Below are 19926 nucleotides of genomic sequence, written 5' to 3' on the forward strand. Positions count from 1 at the left end.
GGTTATCCACAACATTTCACGTTTTTGGCCTAACGGTGTGCACAACCCCTGGGGGTAACTCGGGGGTGGGTGACCCCAGAAGTTGTGGTCGTGTGGCGTAGTCACCGATAGTCAACGACAGCGCGTGAAGACCCCGTCCCTCGGCTCAGCCAGGGAAACGGCGGCCCGGATCAGCGAGCACTCATCGATCGGTCGCCGCCGGAGGCGCCTCAGGTCGAGACGTCCGCCGTCCGCGCCCGCCAGGCCCGTGCCTTCTCCCGGTTCCCGCACGCCCGCATCGAGCACCACGTCCGCGACCGGTTGCGCGATTCGTCGTAAAAGGCCCACAGGCAGTCGTCCGCCGGGCAGATCTTGAGCCGGACCCACTCGCCGAGCACGGTCAGCCGGGTCGATGCCGCCATCACCGCTTCGCTGACCGATTCCGCGACCAGGAGCGGGCCTTCCGGGCCGAGGACGATCTCCGCCGGCGCGCGCAGGCCGAGCCGGGGCAGCCGCGGATCGCCGATCGCCGAGCGCAGCGCGTCCCGGGTTTCGCGCGCGGCCGCGGGGGTATCCGCGCGCAGCCGGTGATCACGGGCCCAGCGTTGCCAGGTCTCCAGATCGTCCAGGAGGTCGGCGCCAAGTTCGACGCTCACCGTGTTCAAAAACTCGACCACCAGGGACGCGTCGGTGTTCACCTCGCCCAGTGTACGGGCGGGACCTGTTGTCATCGGCTCCGATAACCCGCATACTCTGTTCGCTGGTTACTCGATCATCGTGGAGGCTGAATCATGGGTGCGGTACCGACCTTCGGCGCGGTGGCCCTCGACTGTCCGGACCCGGTCGCGCTGGCGGAGTTCTACCGCGAGCTGCTCGACTGGGAGGCGGCCGACGTCGCCGCGGACGGCCATTGGGTGACCCTGCGGAACCCGGAGGGCGGCGCGCGGTTCTCGTTCCAGCGCGTGCCGGACTACCGCCCGCCCGCGTGGCCGTCGGCGGAGAACCCGCAGCAGGCGCACGTCGACCTCGACGTCACCGACCTCGAAGCCGGTCACGAGCGCGCGCTGGCCATCGGCGCCAAGCTGCTCGACGACTCCCCGGAGACCTTCCGGGTCTACGCGGATCCGGCCGGTCATCCGTTTTGTCTGTGCGCCTGCTGACCTCGGACGCGAAAAATGCGTAACCTCTGATACGTGATTTGTCCGAAGTGCCAGAACCAGATGAAGACCGTCGACAAGAACGGTGTCCACATCGACCAGTGCCAGGGATGCCGCGGCATCTTCCTGGACCGGGGCGAGCTGGAGGCCATCGCCGGTGCCGAGAACTCCTACTACGGCGGGCATCAGCCTCCGCCGTACCAGGGAGGTGGGCACGCGCCGGCTCCGCAGTACGGGCGGCCGGATTCCCCGCGCCCGCACCGCGGCGGGTACGCCGACTCGCCGAAGGGGTACCGGGGCGGCTACGCGGATTCGCCCAAGGGTTACCGCGGCCACGCCGATTCCCCGCACGGGTACGGCCACCACGGCAAGCGTCGTAAGGGCGGCTTCCTCGAGGGTCTCTTCGACTGACCGTGGTCCTCGATCTCAAGATCTGCCCGGCCTGCGGTGATCGTGCCGAACGGCCACAAGTCGAGAGCGGGCTGCTGGTGTGCGCGGACTGCGCGCACCGGTGGCCGTTCCGGCGGCTCCCCCTGTTCGCGCTGACCGGGCCGAGCGGGGCGGGCAAGTCGACGGTCGGGCCGCGCCTGGCGGACCGGCTCGGCGACCTCGCGCTCGTGGTCGAGCAGGACGTGCTGTGGACCGGGGCGTTGCGCGACGACGTCCCCGGCCACCCCGCCTTCCGCTCGACCTGGCTGCGGATGGCGGCGATGCTGCACCAGAACGGGCGGCCGGTCGTGCTCTGCGGCACCGTCGCGCCGCCCGAGTTCGAGCGGTTGCCCGAGCGCGTCTTCTTCTCCGACATCCACTACCTGGCGCTCGTCAGTGAGCCAGAAGCCCTGCGCAAGCGTTTGCTGGCCCGGCCCGCCTGGCGCGAATGGGACGAGGAGCGGGTCGAGGAGATGCTGGAGTTCAACGAGTGGTTGCGGAGGGAAGCGCCGTCGCTGAAACCGCCGGTCGAGGTGTTCGACACCACCCACATTCCGGTGGACGCCGCCGTCGACCGCGTGGAGACGTGGGTGCGGGGCCTGCTTTCACGGTCGTAGCGGCCAGGTCAGGCCTTCGGGGGAGTCCAGCCAGATCACCTGGTCGTCGCCGTCGAGGCTGAGCCCGAACCGGTCGCGCGAGGGTTGGCCGAGTTCCAGCCAGTCCTCCTGCGCGCGTTCGACCTGCTCCCAAAGCCGCCGCGGCCCGCCTTCCGCCACTTCGAACCCGTGTCCCCGCTTCCGGTGCCGCACCCAGGAGCCGTCGGAGTGGACGAGGGCGGTGTTGTGGCCGTCCCGCAGCGCCGACACCCCGGGAAGCTGAAGCCCGGCGAAGAACTCGAAGCGGCTGCGGACTTCGGTGATGGCTCCCATCGGCAGCCGGGTCGGACGCCAGGCGAGGTCGCCGTCCGGCACCTTCGACGGCTTGAACCTGTGCGCGCGCAGCGGCATGAAGCGACCGTCGCGGGCGAGGACGTGCCCGTGTCCTGTCGCGCCTTCGCCCGCGACTATCCGGACGAGGCCGCCGCCGATCGGCCGGTTCAGCGTGGTGACGATCAGCCCGCCCGGCACCGTCTGCTCCAGCCACGCCGGCGGGATCGACGACACCGAGCACGTGCACAGCACCCGGTCGTAGAGGACGCCTGCCGGGAAGCCCTCGGCGCCGTCGGACGCGGCACACGAAGGCGCGTACCCGGCTTCCGCGAGCCTTTCGCGCGCGGCGTCGACCAGCTCCGGGTCGATGTCCACGGTGTACACGAGCCCCGAGCCGAGCCGTTGGCACAGCAGGGCGGCGTTGTAGCCGGTCCCCGTGCCGATCTCCAATACCCGGTGCCCGTCGGCGACCCGGAGCTCTTCGAGCATGATCGCCATGATCGACGGCTGGCTGGACGAACTCGTCGGCGTCCCCGGCTGCGCGCCGAGGTAGCGCGCCCGTTCCCAGAGACCGGAGTCGTCGTCGAGCTGGACGACGAGGACTTCGGGGGAGTAAGCGCGTTCGAGCCAGCCGTCGTCGCCGTTCTCCATCGCGGCCCAGCCGTTCGCCGCCGGGACGAAGAACCGCGGCAGGAAGACGTGCCTCGGCACGGTGCGGAACGCGGTCATCCACCGCGCGTCGTGCAGCGCGCCTTCGGCGAGCAGATGCTCGACGAGACGCCGCCGCAACCGCGTCGCACTCGACATCCCTCCACCGTAGCCGGGTGAGCGGCAACACACCCGATGGTTGCAAGCACACTGCTTGCAATAGCTAGCACTCGCGCGTAGCGTTGAAGGCGTCGCGAGGAGGTGACCGATGTCAGACACCAACCGGGACCAGCCCCCATCGGGCGGACCGATGGAGAAGGTCGCGGACATCGCTTCCGACATCGGCGAGTACATCCGCCAGCAGCGCAGCACGGCGAAGATCTCTTTGCGGCAGCTGTCGAAACTCGCCGGCGTGTCCAATCCGTACCTGAGCCAGATCGAGCGCGGGGTCCGCAAACCCAGCGCGGAGATCCTGCAGCAGATCGCCAAGGGCCTGCGTATCTCGGCCGAGGCGCTCTACGTGCAAGCGGGAATCCTCGATCTGCCCACGGGCGGCCCGGTCGGCGACTCGATCCGCGCCGACACCGAGCTGACCGAGCGGCAGAAGCAGGTACTGCTCGACGTCTACGAATCGTTCCGCCGCGAGAACGCCGCCGCGAAGACAGGGCAGGCGGCGAACACAGACGCAGCGCCAGTCAAAGCAGAAGCCGCCAAACCCAAGGAGACAGCATGACCACGGCCACGAACACCAAGACCGACCGCAAGCACACCGCCCTCGACCAGGTCCGCACCCCGCTGCTCGCCGCCCTCGGCGCCGGGAACCTGGCAGGCCAGGCTGTCGTCGACGCCGTGGCGAAGGCCAAGGAGAAGGTCGTCGAGAGTGGCGAGGCCGCTCGCAAGAACATCGAAGAGCTCCCGCACGACGTCGAGGGCCTTCGCGAGAAGCTGGACCCGGCCGAGCTGCGCAAGGTCATCGACGAGTACACCGAAGCCGCGCTGAAGCTGTACAACAAGCTGGCCGAGTCCGGTGAGCAGGCGTGGGACAAGATCGCCGCGCAGCCGCAGGTCAAGAAGGCCATCGAGCAGCTCGAGGACGCGACCGCGGACACCCGTGAGCGCATCGACACCGTGCTCGGCAAGGTCACCAAGGGCACCCGCTCGGTGGGCGAGAAGACCGCCCGCAAGGTCTCCGAGGTCGCCGTCGACATCGCCGGTGAGGTCGAAGAGATCGGCGACGACCTCGCGCACGAGACGCGCTCGGCTTCGCGCAAGGCCGCCAACAAGACCGCGCCGAAGACCACGCCCCCCGTGCGCCGCACCACCACCAGCCCGGTCGCCAAGAAGCCGGCCACCGCGCCGAAGACGACCGAGAAGTAAGGTCCGCGTGAACTCGCACGCCCCTGGTACCGGCTTCGGTACCAGGGGCCCGGGTCATTCGCCCGGTTTGACGTAAGCTGACTTCGTGTTCGTTGCCACCTGGATCCTCATCGCCATCCACTGGGGCGGCGCACTGACGGGGCTGTTCGCTTTCGTGCACGCGCTGCTGCAGCGTGCGGACGCGTATTCGGCCGCCGATCGCAAGACCAAACCCATCTGGATGCTCATCACCGGCGGGTCCACCGTCGTGATGACCTTCTTCGAGTTCTACGGCGGCGGCATGATCCTGTGGCTGCCCGCGCTCGTCGCGGTCCTGGTCTACCTCGTGGACGTCCGCCCGAAGCTCATCGAGGTCCAGCGCGGAGGCCGCAACTGGTGATTAGGGTGGCGGAGTGACTACCTGGACCATCGCCGGAAGCCTCACCGTCGTCCCCGCCCTCTCGCGCACGGACCTGCTCGCCGAGCCCGTCGCCAAGGCACTCGCCTCCCTGGCCGATCCGGACGCCGTCGGCGTCGTCGAGATCGACGCCGAACTGGCCGACACCGCCGCGTTCTGCGAGGCGTACGGCTCCCCGATGTCGGCGTCCGCGAACTGCGTCGTCGTCGCGGGCAAACGCGCCGGTGAGGTCCGGTTCGCCGCCGCGATGATTCTCGCCACCACCCGCGCCGACGTGAACGGCGTGATCAAACGCCGCCTCGACGTGCGCAAGGCGTCCTTCGCTCCGATGGACGAGGCCGTCTCGCTCACCGGTATGGAGTACGGCGGTATCACCCCGGTCGGCCTGCCCGACGGCTGGCCGATCCTGATCGACCAGCGCGTCGCGGACGAGCCCGAACTGGTCATCGGCAGCGGGATCCGCGGCGGCAAGCTGCTGATCTCGGGCTCGGTCCTCGCCTCCCTGCCCGGTGCCGAAGTCATCGAAGGTCTCGCGCGCCCCGTCGAGTGAGGCTGTCCACAAAGGACTTCGAACTGGACCCGGCGTTCGAAGCCGAGTCCCTCGAGATCGACCCCGCGCTGCTGGCGAGGCTCGGCGAGAACCGCGCCCGCGTCCTGGCCGCGCTGGGCGATCGCCCCGTCTACGGCGTGAACACCGGCATGGGGCGGCTGGCCGGGGTCGCGCTCGGCACGACCGAGGGGTACCAGTGGAACCTGCTGATCGGCCGTGCCGTCGGCGGCCCGCCCTGGCTCTCGGCCCCGGAGGTGCGCTGGCTCCTGCTGGTGCGCCTGCGGGATCTTCTCGCGCCGGAGGCGGGCGCGAGCCCGGAACTGGTGACGTTCCTCGTCGACCGGTTGAACGAGGGATTCACCCCGGCGGTGCCGAGGACGGGACTGGGCAGCGCGGGCGAGATCATCCCGCTGGCGCACGCCTTCCAGACCTTCCTCGGTGTCGGGACCGTGCTGGTCGACGGCGTCGAGACGCCCGCGTCGGAGGTGCTGGAGAAGCCGTACGAGCTGGGCCTCAAGGAAGGCGCGACGCTCATCCAGGGCTCGCCGCTGGCCGAGACGCTCGCGGCTTTCGCGCTGGCCGAGGTACGGCGGCTGGTGGAATCGCAGACGCTGGCCGCGGCGATCGCGATCGACGTTCTCGGTGCGCCGCAAGCGGTCTACCGTCCTTCGCTGGCGGGAGACGACGGCGTCCTGCGATCGGTGCTCGCCGAAGTGGGCGCCATGGTCCGCGGTGCGGTCGAGCGGCCGGAAGTCGTCCAGGCGCCGGTCTCCGTGCGGGTCGCGCCGCGGGCGATCGCCCATCTCACGCGGGTCGCCGACGAACTGGACGAGGCCCTGCGCCGATCGATGCCGACGGACTCGCCTGCCTTCCTCGACGGCGGATTCGTGTCCACGACCGGGTTCCACGCCGTCGAACTCGGGCTGCGGATGGACGCGGTGACGGCGGCGCTGGTGCATCTCGGCGAGATCGGCGTCCAGCGGACGCACCGGTTGCTGGACGAGCGGTTCAGCGGACTGCCCGCCCAGCTCGCGGTGGATCCGGGGCCGCGGGCGGGACTGGTGCCGCTGCACAAACGCGCGGTGGGGGAGCTGCACGCGTTGCGGCGGCTGGCCACGCCCGCGACGCTGGGCTCCGTCGAGACTTCCGCCGGACAGGAGGACGTGCAGGCGTTCGCCTGGGCGGCCGGGAATCAGCTCCGTGACGCGTGCGCGCGGCTGTTCGCCGTCACGGCTTGTGAGCTGATCGCGGGTTCGCAGGCGCGGTGGCTGGCGACGGGTGATGGGCCGCCCGGGCTTCGGGCGACGTATGCGCGGCTGCGGGCGTTGGTTCCACCGGTGGTCGTGGATCGGCCGCTGGGACCGGAAGTGACCGCGCTGATCTCGGCATTAGGAACGGACTTCCGCGCGGGACCGGATCGCCAGCCCGCGCGGAGTCACCCAGCGGGTGATGAGCGCGAAAACGGCCTCGCACCCCAAAGCCAGCAGGACGACGGCGATCCCGCCCGCCAGGATCTCGCCGTGGCCCGGGTCCCCGAGCGCGAAACCGTCCACAATGTACCGTCCGAGCCCGCCGCCGTCGTTGACGATCGCGCCGATCGCGACGGTCGCCACCAGTTGCAGGAACGCGACGCGGGCACCCGCGAGGATGACCGGTGACGCGAGCGGCAACTCCAGGCGCAGCATGATCTGCCACTCGCGGTAGCCGGTTCCGCGTGCGGCGTCGACGGTCTCCTGCTCCAGCTGGATGACGCCCGCGTACGTGTTCGTGAACAACGGCGGCAGCGCCAGCGCGACGAGTGCGAGCATCAGCGGCCAGAACGTCGTGTCGACTTCGAGGCGGGAAGCCAGGAACCAGAACAGGATCACCAGCCCGAAGCTGGGGATCGCGCGGCCGATGTTCACCGCGCTCGTCGCGAGGAACTGCGCGCGGCGGTAGTGCGCCAGCCACAGCGCGGCCGGGATCGTCAGCACGGCCGAGATCGCCAGTGCCAGCAACGAGAACTGGAGATGCTCGACCGTCCGATACGGAACACCCGCCGGGTCGGTCCAGCTCCAGCGGTTCGGTTCGCCGAACCACTCGATGGTCTGGTCGATGATGCTCATCGCGACGCCGCCTTCCGCGACCACGGCGCGAGCGCGCGCCCACCGAGCCACAGCACCAGATCCACCACCACGGCGAGCACCACGGACAGCCCGACGCCGACGATGATCGAAGTCGGGTTCGGCGTCGCGGTCTGGATCCCGTTGCGGATGAAGTACCCGAGCCCGCCCTTGCCGAGCATGGAAGTCACCGTCACCAGCCCGATCGTGGTCACCGCCGCCACTCGCAGGCCCGCGATCACCACCGGCAGCGCGAGCGGCAGTTCGACCTGCCACAGCAGCCGCGAGCGCGTGAAACCCATGCCTATCGCGGCTTCGCGGACTTCCTTGGGGACTTGTTCGACGCCGGTGACTATGTTGCGGATGAGGATGAGCAATGTGTAAGTCGCCAACGGGATGACCGCGGTGGTGAAGGACGTCAAACCGGTGAAGGGCACCAGCACGGCGAAGGCGCCGAGACTCGGGATGACGTACAGCGAACCGGCCGCGCTCAGCGCGACGACGTAGAACCACCGGCGACGCAACGAAATCACGGAAACACCGACCGAAACCACCAGGCCGATGGCGAGCGCCACCGCGGTCAGCGTGATGTGCTCGCCGAGCCGCTCGAGGATCTCGTCGAAATGCCGGTCCACCCACCGCCATTCGAACAGCGGCCGCCCGCCTTGGGCGGGTACGGGAAACACGGAGGAGGCTCGCACCGGCCGACCTTACCCCGTTCGGGCGGTTCGATTCCGTTCTCTGAGAGCACACGGGGCGGAACTCTCAAAATGTGGATTCTGTCGTGACCCGGAGATACTGTCCATTCCTCTGTTCGAGTCATAGGAGTGTGCACGTGCGCTGGACACGGAATGTTCGAGTGGGCGCGGTGCTCGCCGCCGCCGTCCTCGGTATGACCGCCTGCGGGGGTGGCGACGACGCAGCGGCTCCGGCCGCGCAGGGCAAGGGCGGGGCCCCGATCGTCGTCGCCTCGTTCAACTTCACCGACAGCCTGGTCCTCGCCGAGCTGTACGCGAACGCGCTGGAGGCCAAGGGTTACCCGATCACTCGCAAGCTGAACCTCGGTTCGCGCGAGCTGATCTACCCGGCGCTGAAGTCCGGCGAGTTGCAGTTCATCCCCGAGTACCAGGGCGCCGCCATCACCACCGGTTTCGGCAAGGAGGCCGCGAAGGACGCGGCGGGCGAGCACGAGCAGCTCAAGAAGCTGTTCGAGCCCGAAGGCATCGGCTTGCTGGAGTACTCGCCGGCGGAGGACAAGAACACCTACATCGTGAAGGCCGACCTCGCCAAGGAGAAGGGCCTCACGAAGATCAGCGACCTGTCCAAGGTCGACAACGTCATCGTCGCGGGCGGTCCGGAGTGCGAGAAGCGGCTTCCCTGCTTCAAGGGCTTCACCGACGTCTACAAGCTGAAGGCCACCTTCCAGACCGTGCAGGAAGCGGGCCCGCGCGTCGAGCAGCTGCGGTCCGGGAAGGTCACCGTCATCCCGGTCGACTCGGTGAGCCCGCTCGTCGGCGACCCGCAGTTCGTGGCACTGGAGGACGATCTCGTCATCGTGCCGACAGAGAACGTCGTGCCCGCGGTGAACAAGAAGGTCCTCGACGAACGCGGTGCCGACTTCGCGGCCGCCGTCAACGCGGTGAGCAAGGCTCTCGACACGGTGCAGCTGCGTGAGCTGAACAAGCGCGTCGACTCGGACGGCGAGAAGCCGGGAGACGTCGCGAAGGACTGGCTGAAGGAGAAGTCCCTCATCTAATCCTCCCTCAAGCGAGATGAAGGGGCCTTTCCCAGCGAATTCTGCTGTGAAAGGCCCCTTCATCGCAGCGGCAGGAGGGTCGCCCGTGCCGGACGCGAGGCCCGGTGGAATCGTGGGCGCTGTCGTTGCACCACGGGTGAAAGGGAGTGGGATGGGAAAGGTCACGGCCATCGCGGAGCGCACCATCGAGGCGCCGGCCGACAAGGTCAGGGCGCTCGTCGCCGACTACGCCGAAACCCGGCCGAAGTTGCTGACGGAGCACTACCGCGACTACGAGGTCACCGAAGGCGGCGTCGGCGCGGGCACGAAGGCGAGCTGGAAGCTGCAAGCGACGTCGAAGCGCGTGCGTGACGTCGCCGCGACGGTGTCCGAGCCGTCCGAAGGGACCCTCGTCGAGACCGACGCGAACTCCAGCATGGTCACCACCTGGACCGTCCGCGAGGTGCCGGACGGCAGCCTCGTCCGGATCGAGACGACCTGGGACGGCGCGGGCGGCATCGGCGGCTTCTTCGAGAAGGCTTTCGCGCCCGGTGGCCTCAAGCGGATCTACGAGGGAGTTCTCGGCAAGCTCGCCGAGGTCGTGTAGTGCTCGCCACAATCGGAATGGTCGCCCCGGTTAGCCTGTTGTACCCGTCGTGAATACGGGGCGATCGCCCCGCTTGTGGTTCGCAACAGACTTGGAGTTACCTCGTGAACGCAACCGAGATCCGGCTCTCCTCCCGTCCCCACGGTGTCCCGACGCTCGAGAACTTCGAGATCGCGGACGTCGAGATCCCGACCCCGGGCGAGGGCGAGATCCTGGTCCGCAACCAGGTGCTGAGCGTGGACCCGTACATGCGCGGCCGGATGAGCGACGCGAAGTCCTACGCCGAGCCGTACGAGGTCGGCAAGGTCATGCACGGCGGCGCCGTCGGTGAAGTGCTCGAATCCACCGTGGACGACTTCGAACCGGGCGACCTCGTGCTGCACGGCCTCGGCTGGCGTTCCCACGCCGTCGTCGCCGCCGAGCACGCGGTGAAGGTGGACCCCGAGGCCGCGCCGATCACGGCGTACCTCGGCGTCCTCGGCATGACCGGGCTCACCGCGTACGCCGGACTGCTCGACGTCGCGGAGTTCAAAGAGGGCGACACCGTCTTCGTGTCCGGCGCGGCCGGTGCGGTCGGATCCGTCGTCGGCCAGCTGGCGAAGCTGAAGGGCGCGAAGCGGGTCATCGGCAGTGCCGGCACGGACGACAAGGTCAAGTGGGTGACCGACGAGCTGGGCTTCGACGCGGCGTTCAACTACAAGGACGCCCCGGTCATCGAGCAGCTGCGCGCGGCGGCACCCGAGGGTATCGACGTGTACTTCGACAACGTCGGCGGCGAGCACCTCGAAGCGGCCATCGACTCGATCAACCTGCACGGCCGGATGGCGATCTGCGGGATGATCTCGGTCTACAACAACACCGAACCGGCCGCGGCGCCGCGCAACCTCGCGTCGATCATCGCGAAGCGGTTCACCATGCGCGGCATGCTCGTCGGCGACCACTTCGCGCTACAGCCGCGGTTCGTCAAGGAGGTCGCGCCGCTGGTCGCCTCGGGCGAACTCAAGTACTCCGAGACCATCGTGGACGGTATCCGCAACGCTCCGCAGGCCTTCCTGGACCTGCTGGGCGGCGCGAACACCGGCAAGATGCTGGTCCGCGTCTGAGCGTCGCCGATGTTATGAAAGGTCCGTTCATAACAAATCCTGTTATGAACGGACCGTTCATAACACTCCCCACGACTCAGTACTGCGTCGTGAGGGCGCCCTCGGTCAGCGCCGCGTCCAGCGCCTCCGCCGTGACGTCCAGCCTCATCTGGTCGCGGAATATCCGGCCGGCGCTCGGGATACCGGAGCGGTCCGGCCAGGTCTCCGGCTTCCACAGCGCGGACCGGAGGAAGGCCTTGGCGCAGTGCAGGTACAGCTCCTGGACCTCGAGCATGATCGCCAGCGACGGCCGCTTTCCCTTGACCACGAGGTCGTCGAAGAACGGCGCGTCCGCGACCAGTTTCGCGCGGCCGTTGATCCGCAGCGTCTCGTTCATGCCCGGCACCAGGAACAACAGCCCCGCGTGCGGGTTCTCGAGGATGTTGGTCTGGCTGTCCAGCAGCTTGTTGCCGGGCCGGTCGGCCAGTACCAGCGTCTTCTCGTCGAGCACCAGCACCGAACCGGCCGGGTCGCCACGCGGGGAGACGTCGCAGGTCCCGTCGGACGAGGCCGTCGCCAGCAGATAGAACGGCGAGTGCTCGATCACCGTGCGCGCGTGCGGGTCGATGCAGGGGCGGATCTTCCCCTTCGTCCGCTCCATCGGGTGGCCGAGGTGCTCGCGCAGCGCCTCGTGCGTCTCGATCACCTTGATCTCTGAAATCCCCATGCCTCAGTGAACCATCAGAAGACGACAGTCCGGTTCCCGTGCACCAGAACGCGGCCTTCGAGGTGCCACCGCAGCCCGCGCGCCAACGTCACCTTCTCGATGTCGCGGCCCTTGCGGACCAGGTCCTCGACCGAATCGCCGTGGTCGACCCGGATGACGTCCTGGTCGACGATCGGGCCCGCGTCGAGGTCGGCGGTGACGTAGTGGCAGGTCGCGCCGATGAGTTTCACGCCGCGCGCGTGGGCCTGGTGGTACGGCCGCGCGCCGACGAACGACGGCAGGAAGCTGTGGTGGATGTTGAGCGCACGCCCGGCCCACGCTTCGCACAGTTCCGCGGGCAGGACCTGCATGAACCGGGCGAGGACGACGGCGTGCGGGTCGTGCTCGTCGACCAGTTTCCGGACCTCGGCGAACGCGGACGCCTTGGCTTCGGCGTCACCGGCGGGGAACGGGACGTGGTGGAACGGGATGCCGTGGGCGCGGGTGATGTCGCCCAGCGACGCGTGGTTGCCGATGACCGCGGCGACGTCGACGTCCAGTTCCCCGGACGCGACGCGGCCGAGAAGGTCGTAGAGGCAGTGCCCGGCCTTGGAGACGAGGATCACCGCGCGACGGCGCTCACCCGTGTCGCTGACCTGCCAGCTCGACTCGGCCGAAAGCGACTCCGCGACGTCGGCGAAGCGCATGCGCAGTTCGGTGGCGTCGAACGGGAGCGAGTCGGCGCGGACGACCTGGCGGGTGAAGAACCAGCCGGTGTCCGGGTCCGTGTGGTACGCCGCCTCGACGATCCAGCCGCCGTGCTCGGCGAGGAAACCCGAGATCCGGGCGATGATGCCGGTGCGGTCGGGGCAGCCGAAGGAGATCACATAGCGGCGTTCAGGGTTCGACACACACTCCATTGTCGCCGTTCTCGGCCGCGGCGCGGCGCCGGGTCAGGATGCGCACGCGCACCCGCCGCCCGACCTCGGTCGCCCCGACCAGCAACAGCCCGAGCGCGAAGGACAGCAGAAGGCCCTTCTCCGGTTCGTCCGCGAAGGCCGCTCCGCCGACGAGACCGATCAGGACGCTGTACACCGCCCAGATGCTCGCGCCGAGGGCGTCGAGCGGGACGAACTTGCGCGGCGGGTAGCCGAGGCTGCCGTTGGCGAGCCCGCTCGCGACGCGGCCGCCCGGCAGGTAGCGGGCGGCGAGGATCAGCAGGACGGCGTTGCGCTGCACCTGGATCTTCGCCCATTCGTAGCGCCGGATCCCGTCCGGACCGCGTTGCAGGCGGGACAGCGCTCGCGGACCAGCCGCGGCGCCGACGGTGTAGCTGAGGCAGTCGCCCAGCCACGCGCCGAGCGCGGAGACCACGGCGAGCAGCGCCAGCTGCGGCGGATCCGGGCCGATCAGGACCGCGACGGTGATGACCGTCGTCTCACTCGGCATGAACGGCAGGAGTGCGTCCAGGCCGGACACCAGGAACACGATCACCCACAGCCAGGGTGATCCCAGCAAGCCCTGAAGCAGCTCGGTGACGTACTCCAGCAGTTCCACGGTTCCATGGTGATCACCCCAGGTCGCATCGGGGTGACGGAGTGGGGTTGTGCCGGTGAATTCCCGCGAATGTCCTAGTCGGGCGCCACGGACGACCACGGCACCGTGAGTTCACCGAGCCGCCACCGCGACGGCCGGTTCAGCACCGGCCAGCCCCGGGCGGTGAGCAGGTGCACGGTATGCGCCCAGCGGGCACGGACGCCGAAGTTCTGATGCGGCGCCGCCGTCGCCCAGCAAATGTCCAGAATGGACAGTAGTTCGTGGACACGTTCGCCGGGAACGTTGCGGTGAATGAGGATCTTGGGCAGGCGTTCGGCCACTGTGGACGGACGTTCCAGGCTGGCGAGATGCACGGACAGGGTCAGCGCGCGCGGGCCGTCGTGCCCGACGGCGACCCAGGTGCTCAGCCGCCCGATCTCGTCACAGGTGCCCTCGACCAGGAGCCCGTCCGGCGCCATCGCGTCCAGCATCAGCGACCAGGCCCCGGTGACCTCGGCCTCGTCGTACTGCCGCAGCACGTTGAACGCGCGCACCACCACCGGCCGTGTCCCGGCGAGCTCGAAGCCGCCGCGCCGGAAGTCCAGCCACGGCCGGTCGACGGCGGACTGCGCGACCGAGACCCGTTCGGCGTCCAGCTCCAGGCCGAGCACGCGGACGTCGCGCCGGACAGTGCGCAGCCAGCGGGCCATCTCCACGGTGGTCACCGGCGAGGCGCCGTAGCCGAGGTCGACCACGAGCGGTTCGTCCGCGCCGCGCAGCAGCCGCGTCACGGCCGGGTCGCTTGCCAGCCACCGGTCCACGCGGCGGAGCCGGTTGGGGTTGGTGGTCCCGCGTGTCGGTGCCCCGACCGGTTTCAGCGCTCGGCCAGCCACTTCGCGACGAATTCCGCCTCGCGTTCCAGCAGTTTGACGACCTGTTCGGCGATCACGGTCTCCAGCTTCCCGCCGACGAACGGGAGCCGCACCTTGACCTGACCGCTGGTGACCAGGGTCGTCTGCTCACCTTCGCCGGTCAGCGACGTCTTCGCGGTGATCTCGCCGGGCACGCCCTGCACGGACGCCGTCGCGTTGCCCGCGTAACCGGCTCCGGAGGCCTTCCAGGTCTGCTCGCGCTCGACGACGAGGTCGCCCCGGTGCAGTGTCCGGACGGCCGACGGGAGCTTGTCCGAGCTGATGCCCTGACGCAGCTTGTAGCGCACCCCGTCCTCGGCCGGGACGTATTCCAGCAGCTCCGCGTTATCGCCGCCGATCTGCTCGAGCCGGGCCCGCAGCGCCGCCTCACCCGCCACCGCGTCCCACGCGCTCGCGAGGTCGGCGGAGAAGGCTGCGCGGTGCTCGATACGGGATGCCATGGCGCCAGACAGTACCGTTCACGGTCGTGAGCACTGCCGAAACTCCCACTCAGCACGCCGCCCTCGCCGATCACACCACGCTGCGGCTCGGTGGCCCGGCGCGGCGCTACGCCGAGGCGACGACGGCGCAGGCCCTGGTCGAGGCGGTCCGCGAAGCCGACGACGCGGACGAGCCGATCTTGCTGCTCGGCGGCGGGTCGAACCTCGTCGTCGCCGACGAGGGCTTCGATGGCGCGCTGCTGAAGGTCGGCAACACCGGCTGGACGCGTGACGGAGATCTCGTCGAGGTCGCGGCGGGGCAGAACTGGGACGGTTTCGTCGAGGGCCTGGTCGCCGAGGGCGTCGGCGGGCTCGAATGTCTCTCCGGCATCCCCGGTTCGGTGGGCGCGACGCCGATCCAGAACGTCGGTGCCTACGGCTGCGAGGTGGCCGAGTCCCTGGTCTCGGTCGATCTCTACGACCGCGCCGCCCGCGAGATCCGCACACTGAGCGCCGAAGAGCTCGGCTTCGGCTACCGCACCTCGATCCTGAAGGGGACCGACGCGGGCGTCGTGCTCACAGTGCGCTTCAAGGTCGCCGAAGACGGCCTGTCGGCCCCGATCCGCTACGCCGAACTCGCCCGCACGCTCGGCATCGAGATCGGTGACCGGGTCCCGGCGGCTGAAGCACGCGGAGCGGTCCTCGGGCTGCGTCGCGGCAAGGGCATGGTCCTGGACGCCGACGACCACGACACGTGGAGCGCGGGCTCGTTCTTCACCAACCCGATCATCGGCGAGGCTCAGCTGGCGAAGGTGCTGGCGGGAATCGTGGACGTCGTCGGCCAAGACGTCCGGGTTCCGCGGTACCCGGCGCCCGGTGGCACGAAGCTGTCCGCGGCGTGGCTGATCGAGCGCGCGGGGTTCGCGAAGGGGCACGAGGGGCCGGGCGGCCGGGTGTCGCTGTCGACGAAGCACACGCTGGCGCTCACGAACCGGGGTAAGGCGTCGACGGCGGACCTCCTCGCGCTGGCCCGCGAAGTACGCGACGGCGTCGAGGCCCGCTTCGGCGTCTCGCTGCACCCAGAACCCCTGCTCATCAACTGCTCGCTCTAGCCCTCTCCCGCGATTCGTCCTCTAGTTGCGGTAGTTCGTGCCGCGCACTACCGCAACTAGAGGACGAATCGCGGGTGGTGAACAACCCCGGGCCGGTCCCATGCGTCTATCTCCGTGAGGGGCGAGGGTGAGTTCCGTCGCCGCGGGTAACGTCGGAGAGGTCCTCAGCGCTGAGCGGGTAGAAGCTCGCCGGGGGGCCAATGGGAGGTAGACGGTGATCGAACGGCGCACGGTGTTCAAGGCCGCGCTCGCCGCGGGTGCGGCCATGCTGGCCGCCGCCTGCTCCAGCGAAGCAGGCGGCAACGCCAAGCCGGAGGGCAGCGGCGGTGAAGGAGAGGCCTCGGCACCGCCGATCGCCAAGATCACCGCCGAACCCGCCGTCGACGCCAAGGACGCCTCCGTGGTGACCCCGGTCGTGGTGAAGGTCGCCGACGGCAAGCTCACCGAGGTCAAGGTCACCGGGGATTCGGGCAAGGACGTCAAGGGCGAGCTCTCCCCCGACGGCCTCACCTGGAAAGCCTCCGAGGTCCTCGGCTACGGCAAGACCTACACGTACGCCGCGAAGGCCACCGGCAGCGACAACAAGCCCGCCGAGCTGAAAGGCACCTTCACCACGGTCAAGCCCGCCAAGGAGGTCCGCGCCACGCTGAACCCGGCAGACGACGCCGAGGTCGGCGTCGCGATGCCGATCAGCGTGAAGTTCGCGTCCCCGGTCAAGGACAAGGCGGCCGCCGAGAAGGCGCTCAAGGTGACGACCGACAAGGACGTCGAGGGCTCCTGGGGCTGGCTGTCGGAGAGCCAGGTCGACTGGCGGCCGAAGGAGTACTGGCCCGCCAACATCACGGTCAACGTCGAGGCGAAGCTCTACGGCGTCGCGCTCGGCGGCGGCGCGTACGGCAAGGCCGACGTCACCACGAAGTTCAAGATCGGCCGCAACCAGGTGGTCAAGGTCAACACCCCGGACCACACGATGAAGGTCTACCGCGGTGGCGCGGAATCGGCGAGCTACCCGTGCTCGAACGGGCTCGACGGCGACGTCCAGCGGAACACTCCCAACGGCACCTTCATCGTGATGACCAAGGAGCCGACGGCCCGCTTCGACAACGCGCGCTACGGCTACACCAACGTCAACAAGAAGTGGGCCTGCCGGATCTCGAACAACGGCGAGTACATCCACGAGAACCAGGACAACGCGTCGAACATCGGCAAGGCCAACACCTCGCACGGCTGCGTGAACCTGCTCGAGGCGGACGCGAAGAAGTACTTCGACTCGGCGATGATCGGCGACCCGGTCGAGATCACCGGCTCGAAGCTGGGCAGTCCGACCAAATCGGACGTCAAGAATTGGTTCTACGACTGGAAGTCCTGGAAGGCCCTGTCGGCGATCAAGTAGCCGCGTGACGCGTGCCCAGGGTGTCGCGAAAGCCACTTTCAGGACATCAGGTGTCCCGAAAGTGGCTTTCGCGACACCTGCCGCCCGAATCGCGCTCACGACCACCTGGCCGGACCTCATAAAGTGCGACCTATGAAGACCGAGGTAGTCGGCTACGGCGGAACCCGCATCGGCCTGTGGGTCGAAGGCGCCGAGAACACCCGTCCGATCGTGTTCGTGCACGGCTGGGCCCAGTCCGCCAAGGCCTGGGCGCCCCAGCTGGCCGATCCCGCGCTCTCCGAGCGGTATCGCCTGGTCGCGATGGATCTGCGCGGTCACGGGGACTCCGAGGTTCCCTCGGCGGGCTACGACGATCCGCGGGTCTGGGCCGAAGACCTCGCTTCCGTGCTGGACTTCGCCGGGGAAGACGCGATCGTCGTCGGCTGGTCCTACGGCGGGCTCGTCATCACCGACTTCCTTCGCGTGCACGGTTCCGCACGGCTTGGCGGCGTCGTGCTGGTGGGCGCCATCACGGAAATCGGCAAGAACCGGCAAGGCGGCAAGGTCGGCCCCGCGATGCGTGAGGCCATCCCGGCGGTGCTGTCGGACGATCCGGCGGTCGCGATTCCCGCGTTGGTGCGGTTCAGCGAGCGGATGACGGCCGCACCGGTGTCCGGGACGCTGACCCAATCACTGCTCGGCGCCTGTCTCTCGACGCCGCCTTCCGTGCGCTCCGCGCTGTTCCGGCGCGACGTCGGGAGTGAGGACGTTCTTCGCGATCTGGACAAACCGACGCTGATCGTCCACGGTCTCGCGGACGCTGTGATCGATCCGACGTGTGCGGAATACGCGGCCGGGAAGATTCAGGGGGCCGTCATGCGTTGGCTACCTGAGGTGGGGCATCTGCCGTTCGCCGAAGCAGCGGATGAGTTCGGTGGTCTGCTGCGCGGGTTCGCCGATCAGTAGGACTTCAGGAGTGTTGACCAGGTGACGTTCCCTCTGTACGGGTTCGATGCCGCGCCAAGGCGCGTCGCGGTGCTGTCGTTGCACACCTCTCCGCTGGAACAGCCGGGTACCGGCGACGCCGGCGGGATGAACGTCTACGTGAGCCAGACGGCCACCGAGATGGCCCGCCGCGGCGTCGAGGTCGAGGTGTTCACGCGGGCGACGTCCTCGGACCAGCCCCCGGTCGCCGAGCTGGCGCCCGGAGTGCTCGTGCGGCACATCCCGGCCGGGCCGTTCGAGCCACTGGGACGCGATGAGCTCCCGGCGCAGCTGTGCGCGTTCACCGCCGGGGTGCTGCGGGCCGAGGCGTTCCACGAACCGGGCTACTACGACCTCATCCATTCGCATTACTGGCTCTCCGGCCAGGCGGGCTGGCTCGCCCGAGATCGCTGGGGCGTGCCGCTGGTGCACACCGCGCACACCCTGGCGAAGGTCAAGAACGCGGCGCTGGCCGAGGGCGACACCCCGGAACCGCGCACCCGCGTGATCGGCGAGCAGCAGGTCGTCGAAGAGGCGGACTGCCTGGTCGCGAACACCCGCGTCGAAGCCCGTGAGCTGATCGAGCTGTACGACGCTGACCCGCACGCCGTGCACGCCATCCCGCCAGGGGTCGACCTCGACCGCTTCACGCCGGGTTCGCGGTCGGCCGCGCGCCGGGCGCTCGGCCTGCCGCAGGACGCGATCGTGCTGGCCTTCGCGGGCCGGATCCAGCCACTGAAGGCGCCGGACGTCCTCCTGCTGGCCGCGGCCGAAATGCTGCGCGAGCGGCCGGAGCTGGCGTCACGGCTGGTCGTGCTGATCGTCGGCGGCCCGTCCGGGACCGGGCTGGAGCAGCCACAGGCCCTGCGTGAACTGGCCGTCTCCCTCGGCATCGAGGAGCAGACCCGGTTCATGCCGCCGCAGCCAGGCCGGTCTCTGGTCAACGTCTACCGCGCGGCCGACATCGTCGCCGTGCCGAGCTACAACGAGTCGTTCGGGCTGGTCGCGCTCGAGGCGCAGGCCTGCGGGACGCCGGTGATCGCGGCCGAGGTCGGCGGGCTGCCGGTCGCGGTCCCGCACGGGGTTTCCGGGTTGCTGGTGCCCTCGCACGATCCGAAGGAGTGGGCGGGCGCGCTCGCCAACGTCGCGTTGCGGCCCGGCAGGCGTGCCGAACTCTCGGCCAACGCCGTCGTCCACGCGCAGCGCTTTTCCTGGCGCCGGACGACGGACCGCCTGCTGGACACGTACGCTCAGGCGACCGGCGCGTTCCGGCGCGCCCTCGAACAGCGCACGGAGGTGGCGGTTTGACACTCGACGAGACTTTGCGGTCCTCTTTGGACAACGCGGGCCTGAAGTACGACAGGCGTGGCGAGGGCAAGTACTTCGTCACGCTGCCCGGCACCAAGAAGTTGCAGACGAACTGCTGGCTGGTCGCGGGCGACCACGCGTTCGCCGTCGAGGCCTTCGTCTGCCGCCGCCCCGATGAGTCGCATGTGGACGTTTACCGCTTTCTGTTGCGCCGCAACGCGAAACTGTACGGCGTGCATTACACCGTCGACGCGATGGGCGATATCTATCTGGTCGGCCGGTTCGGCTTGGACACGGTGACCGAGTCCGAACTGGACAAGATCCTCGGGCAGGTGCTGGAGGCCGCCGACGGCGATTTCAACACGTTGCTCGAACTCGGGTTCGCCGAGTCGATCAAACGCGAATGGGACTGGCGGGTGTCGCGCGGCGAGTCGCTGGCGAACTTGCAGGCGTTCAAGCATCTCGTAGAACCCTCGAACGGGCACGAGCCCGGAGCCTTGACCGACTCGTGACCCGGACGGTGCAACGGCGCTGAAGTCCGCTCCGTCTCTCTCCGCGGCACTGG

General features: G+C 69.0%; 24 protein-coding genes and 1 pseudogene. 16 read left to right on the forward strand and 9 right to left on the reverse strand.

Going from position 1 to position 19926, the window contains the following annotated elements; all coding sequences use genetic code 11:
* Positions 1 to 209: 209 nt before the first annotated feature.
* The gene (locus tag BS329_RS28070) at positions 210 to 710 is read right to left on the reverse strand and encodes a CGNR zinc finger domain-containing protein (protein ID WP_084750234.1); all 501 of its coding nucleotides are present in this window, start codon (positions 708 to 710) and stop codon (positions 210 to 212) included.
* 60 nt (positions 711 to 770) lie between these two features.
* Here BS329_RS28070 and BS329_RS28075 point away from each other — a divergent pair, with 60 nt between their 5' ends.
* From BS329_RS28075 to BS329_RS28085, 3 genes are read left to right on the forward strand one after another with little or no spacing between them, the layout of a single operon-like run.
* Positions 771 to 1139, forward strand: a complete 369-nt coding sequence (locus BS329_RS28075) for a VOC family protein (RefSeq protein ID WP_076164214.1) — start codon at positions 771 to 773, stop codon at positions 1137 to 1139.
* Between the two features lie 33 nt (positions 1140 to 1172).
* Positions 1173 to 1547, forward strand: coding sequence for a TFIIB-type zinc ribbon-containing protein (locus tag BS329_RS28080; protein WP_076164215.1), 375 nt, complete (start codon positions 1173 to 1175; stop codon positions 1545 to 1547).
* Between the two features lie 2 nt (positions 1548 to 1549).
* Complete coding sequence (locus tag BS329_RS28085; protein ID WP_076164216.1) at positions 1550 to 2182, forward strand: P-loop nucleotide/nucleoside kinase family protein; 633 nt, start codon at positions 1550 to 1552, stop codon at positions 2180 to 2182.
* On the opposite strand, the gene BS329_RS28090 is transcribed toward BS329_RS28085, so the two are convergent.
* The gene (locus BS329_RS28090) at positions 2171 to 3301 is read right to left on the reverse strand and encodes a methyltransferase domain-containing protein (RefSeq protein ID WP_076164217.1); all 1131 of its coding nucleotides are present in this window, start codon (positions 3299 to 3301) and stop codon (positions 2171 to 2173) included. The genes BS329_RS28085 and BS329_RS28090 overlap by 12 nt on opposite strands.
* A 151-nt stretch (positions 3302 to 3452) precedes the next feature.
* On the opposite strand from BS329_RS28090, the gene BS329_RS28095 reads away from it, so the two are divergent.
* The 5 genes and pseudogenes from BS329_RS28095 to BS329_RS28115 form a co-directional block, all read left to right on the forward strand.
* Positions 3453 to 3875 (forward strand): helix-turn-helix domain-containing protein, encoded by a 423-nt coding sequence (locus tag BS329_RS28095; RefSeq protein WP_143253236.1) that lies wholly within the window; start codon positions 3453 to 3455, stop codon positions 3873 to 3875.
* Positions 3872 to 4519: a hypothetical protein gene (locus BS329_RS28100; protein WP_076164219.1), complete on the forward strand. Its 648-nt coding sequence runs from the start codon at positions 3872 to 3874 to the stop codon at positions 4517 to 4519. Before BS329_RS28095 ends, BS329_RS28100 begins: the two co-directional genes overlap by 4 nt.
* Positions 4520 to 4604: 85 nt before the next feature.
* Positions 4605 to 4898, forward strand: coding sequence for a DUF2516 family protein (locus tag BS329_RS28105; protein WP_076164220.1), 294 nt, complete (start codon positions 4605 to 4607; stop codon positions 4896 to 4898).
* 13 nt (positions 4899 to 4911) lie between these two features.
* Positions 4912 to 5466 (forward strand): YbaK/EbsC family protein, encoded by a 555-nt coding sequence (locus BS329_RS28110; RefSeq protein ID WP_076164221.1) that lies wholly within the window; start codon positions 4912 to 4914, stop codon positions 5464 to 5466.
* A pseudogene (locus BS329_RS28115) lies at positions 5463 to 6728 on the forward strand (aromatic amino acid lyase); the annotation flags it as partial. The gene BS329_RS28110 and the pseudogene BS329_RS28115, both read left to right, overlap by 4 nt.
* Before the next feature lie 126 nt (positions 6729 to 6854).
* On the opposite strand, the gene BS329_RS28120 reads toward BS329_RS28115, so the two are convergent.
* Both BS329_RS28120 and BS329_RS28125 read right to left on the reverse strand, forming a co-directional pair.
* A complete protein-coding gene (locus BS329_RS28120) occupies positions 6855 to 7571 on the reverse strand; it encodes an ABC transporter permease (protein ID WP_076164494.1) in 717 nt (238 codons plus the stop codon).
* The gene (locus tag BS329_RS28125) at positions 7568 to 8254 is read right to left on the reverse strand and encodes an ABC transporter permease (protein ID WP_076164222.1); all 687 of its coding nucleotides are present in this window, start codon (positions 8252 to 8254) and stop codon (positions 7568 to 7570) included. The genes BS329_RS28120 and BS329_RS28125 overlap by 4 nt, the downstream gene beginning before the upstream one ends.
* Positions 8255 to 8427: 173 nt before the next feature.
* Here BS329_RS28125 and BS329_RS28130 point away from each other — a divergent pair, with 173 nt between their 5' ends.
* The 3 genes from BS329_RS28130 to BS329_RS28140 all read left to right on the forward strand — a co-directional run bounded on the left by BS329_RS28130 (position 8428) and on the right by BS329_RS28140 (position 11013).
* A complete protein-coding gene (locus BS329_RS28130; RefSeq protein WP_084750240.1) occupies positions 8428 to 9324 on the forward strand; it encodes an ABC transporter substrate-binding protein in 897 nt (298 codons plus the stop codon).
* Between the two features lie 151 nt (positions 9325 to 9475).
* A complete protein-coding gene (locus tag BS329_RS28135; protein WP_076164223.1) occupies positions 9476 to 9910 on the forward strand; it encodes an SRPBCC family protein in 435 nt (144 codons plus the stop codon).
* Positions 9911 to 10014: 104 nt separating this feature from the next.
* On the forward strand, positions 10015 to 11013 hold the full coding sequence (locus BS329_RS28140; RefSeq protein WP_076164224.1) for an NADP-dependent oxidoreductase: 999 nt from the start codon (positions 10015 to 10017) through the stop codon (positions 11011 to 11013).
* Between the two features lie 76 nt (positions 11014 to 11089).
* Here the strand turns inward: BS329_RS28140 and BS329_RS28145 are convergent, their stop codons facing one another.
* The 5 genes from BS329_RS28145 to BS329_RS28165 form a co-directional block, all read right to left on the reverse strand.
* The gene (locus BS329_RS28145) at positions 11090 to 11719 is read right to left on the reverse strand and encodes a pyridoxamine 5'-phosphate oxidase family protein (RefSeq protein ID WP_076164225.1); all 630 of its coding nucleotides are present in this window, start codon (positions 11717 to 11719) and stop codon (positions 11090 to 11092) included.
* Between the two features lie 14 nt (positions 11720 to 11733).
* Positions 11734 to 12618 carry a formyltetrahydrofolate deformylase gene (gene purU / locus BS329_RS28150; protein WP_208619283.1) on the reverse strand — a complete coding sequence of 295 codons (885 nt, stop codon included), beginning with the start codon at positions 12616 to 12618 and terminating at the stop codon, positions 11734 to 11736.
* Positions 12596 to 13255: a DedA family protein gene (locus BS329_RS28155; protein WP_076164227.1), complete on the reverse strand. Its 660-nt coding sequence runs from the start codon at positions 13253 to 13255 to the stop codon at positions 12596 to 12598. Before BS329_RS28155 ends, purU begins: the two co-directional genes overlap by 23 nt.
* 74 nt (positions 13256 to 13329) lie before the next feature.
* The gene (locus BS329_RS28160) at positions 13330 to 14127 is read right to left on the reverse strand and encodes an SAM-dependent methyltransferase (RefSeq protein WP_076164228.1); all 798 of its coding nucleotides are present in this window, start codon (positions 14125 to 14127) and stop codon (positions 13330 to 13332) included.
* Positions 14109 to 14606, reverse strand: a complete 498-nt coding sequence (locus BS329_RS28165; protein WP_076164229.1) for a DUF2505 domain-containing protein — start codon at positions 14604 to 14606, stop codon at positions 14109 to 14111. The genes BS329_RS28160 and BS329_RS28165 overlap by 19 nt, the downstream gene beginning before the upstream one ends.
* A gap of 26 nt (positions 14607 to 14632) precedes the next feature.
* Between BS329_RS28165 and BS329_RS28170 the strand changes: the two genes are divergently transcribed.
* The 5 genes from BS329_RS28170 to BS329_RS28190 all read left to right on the forward strand — a co-directional run bounded on the left by BS329_RS28170 (position 14633) and on the right by BS329_RS28190 (position 19873).
* A complete protein-coding gene (locus BS329_RS28170) occupies positions 14633 to 15697 on the forward strand; it encodes a UDP-N-acetylmuramate dehydrogenase (RefSeq protein WP_076164230.1) in 1065 nt (354 codons plus the stop codon).
* Between the two features lie 214 nt (positions 15698 to 15911).
* Positions 15912 to 17090: a L,D-transpeptidase gene (locus BS329_RS28175; RefSeq protein ID WP_076164231.1), complete on the forward strand. Its 1179-nt coding sequence runs from the start codon at positions 15912 to 15914 to the stop codon at positions 17088 to 17090.
* A gap of 132 nt (positions 17091 to 17222) precedes the next feature.
* The gene (locus BS329_RS28180) at positions 17223 to 18035 is read left to right on the forward strand and encodes an alpha/beta fold hydrolase (RefSeq protein ID WP_076164232.1); all 813 of its coding nucleotides are present in this window, start codon (positions 17223 to 17225) and stop codon (positions 18033 to 18035) included.
* A 21-nt stretch (positions 18036 to 18056) separates the two neighbouring features.
* Positions 18057 to 19361 carry a D-inositol-3-phosphate glycosyltransferase gene (mshA, locus tag BS329_RS28185; protein ID WP_084750243.1) on the forward strand — a complete coding sequence of 435 codons (1305 nt, stop codon included), beginning with the start codon at positions 18057 to 18059 and terminating at the stop codon, positions 19359 to 19361.
* Positions 19358 to 19873, forward strand: a complete 516-nt coding sequence (locus BS329_RS28190; protein WP_076164233.1) for a type III secretion system chaperone family protein — start codon at positions 19358 to 19360, stop codon at positions 19871 to 19873. Before mshA ends, BS329_RS28190 begins: the two co-directional genes overlap by 4 nt.
* Positions 19874 to 19926 lie beyond the last annotated feature (53 nt).

The organism is Amycolatopsis coloradensis, assembly GCF_001953865.1.
GTDB lineage: Bacteria > Actinomycetota > Actinomycetes > Mycobacteriales > Pseudonocardiaceae > Amycolatopsis > Amycolatopsis coloradensis.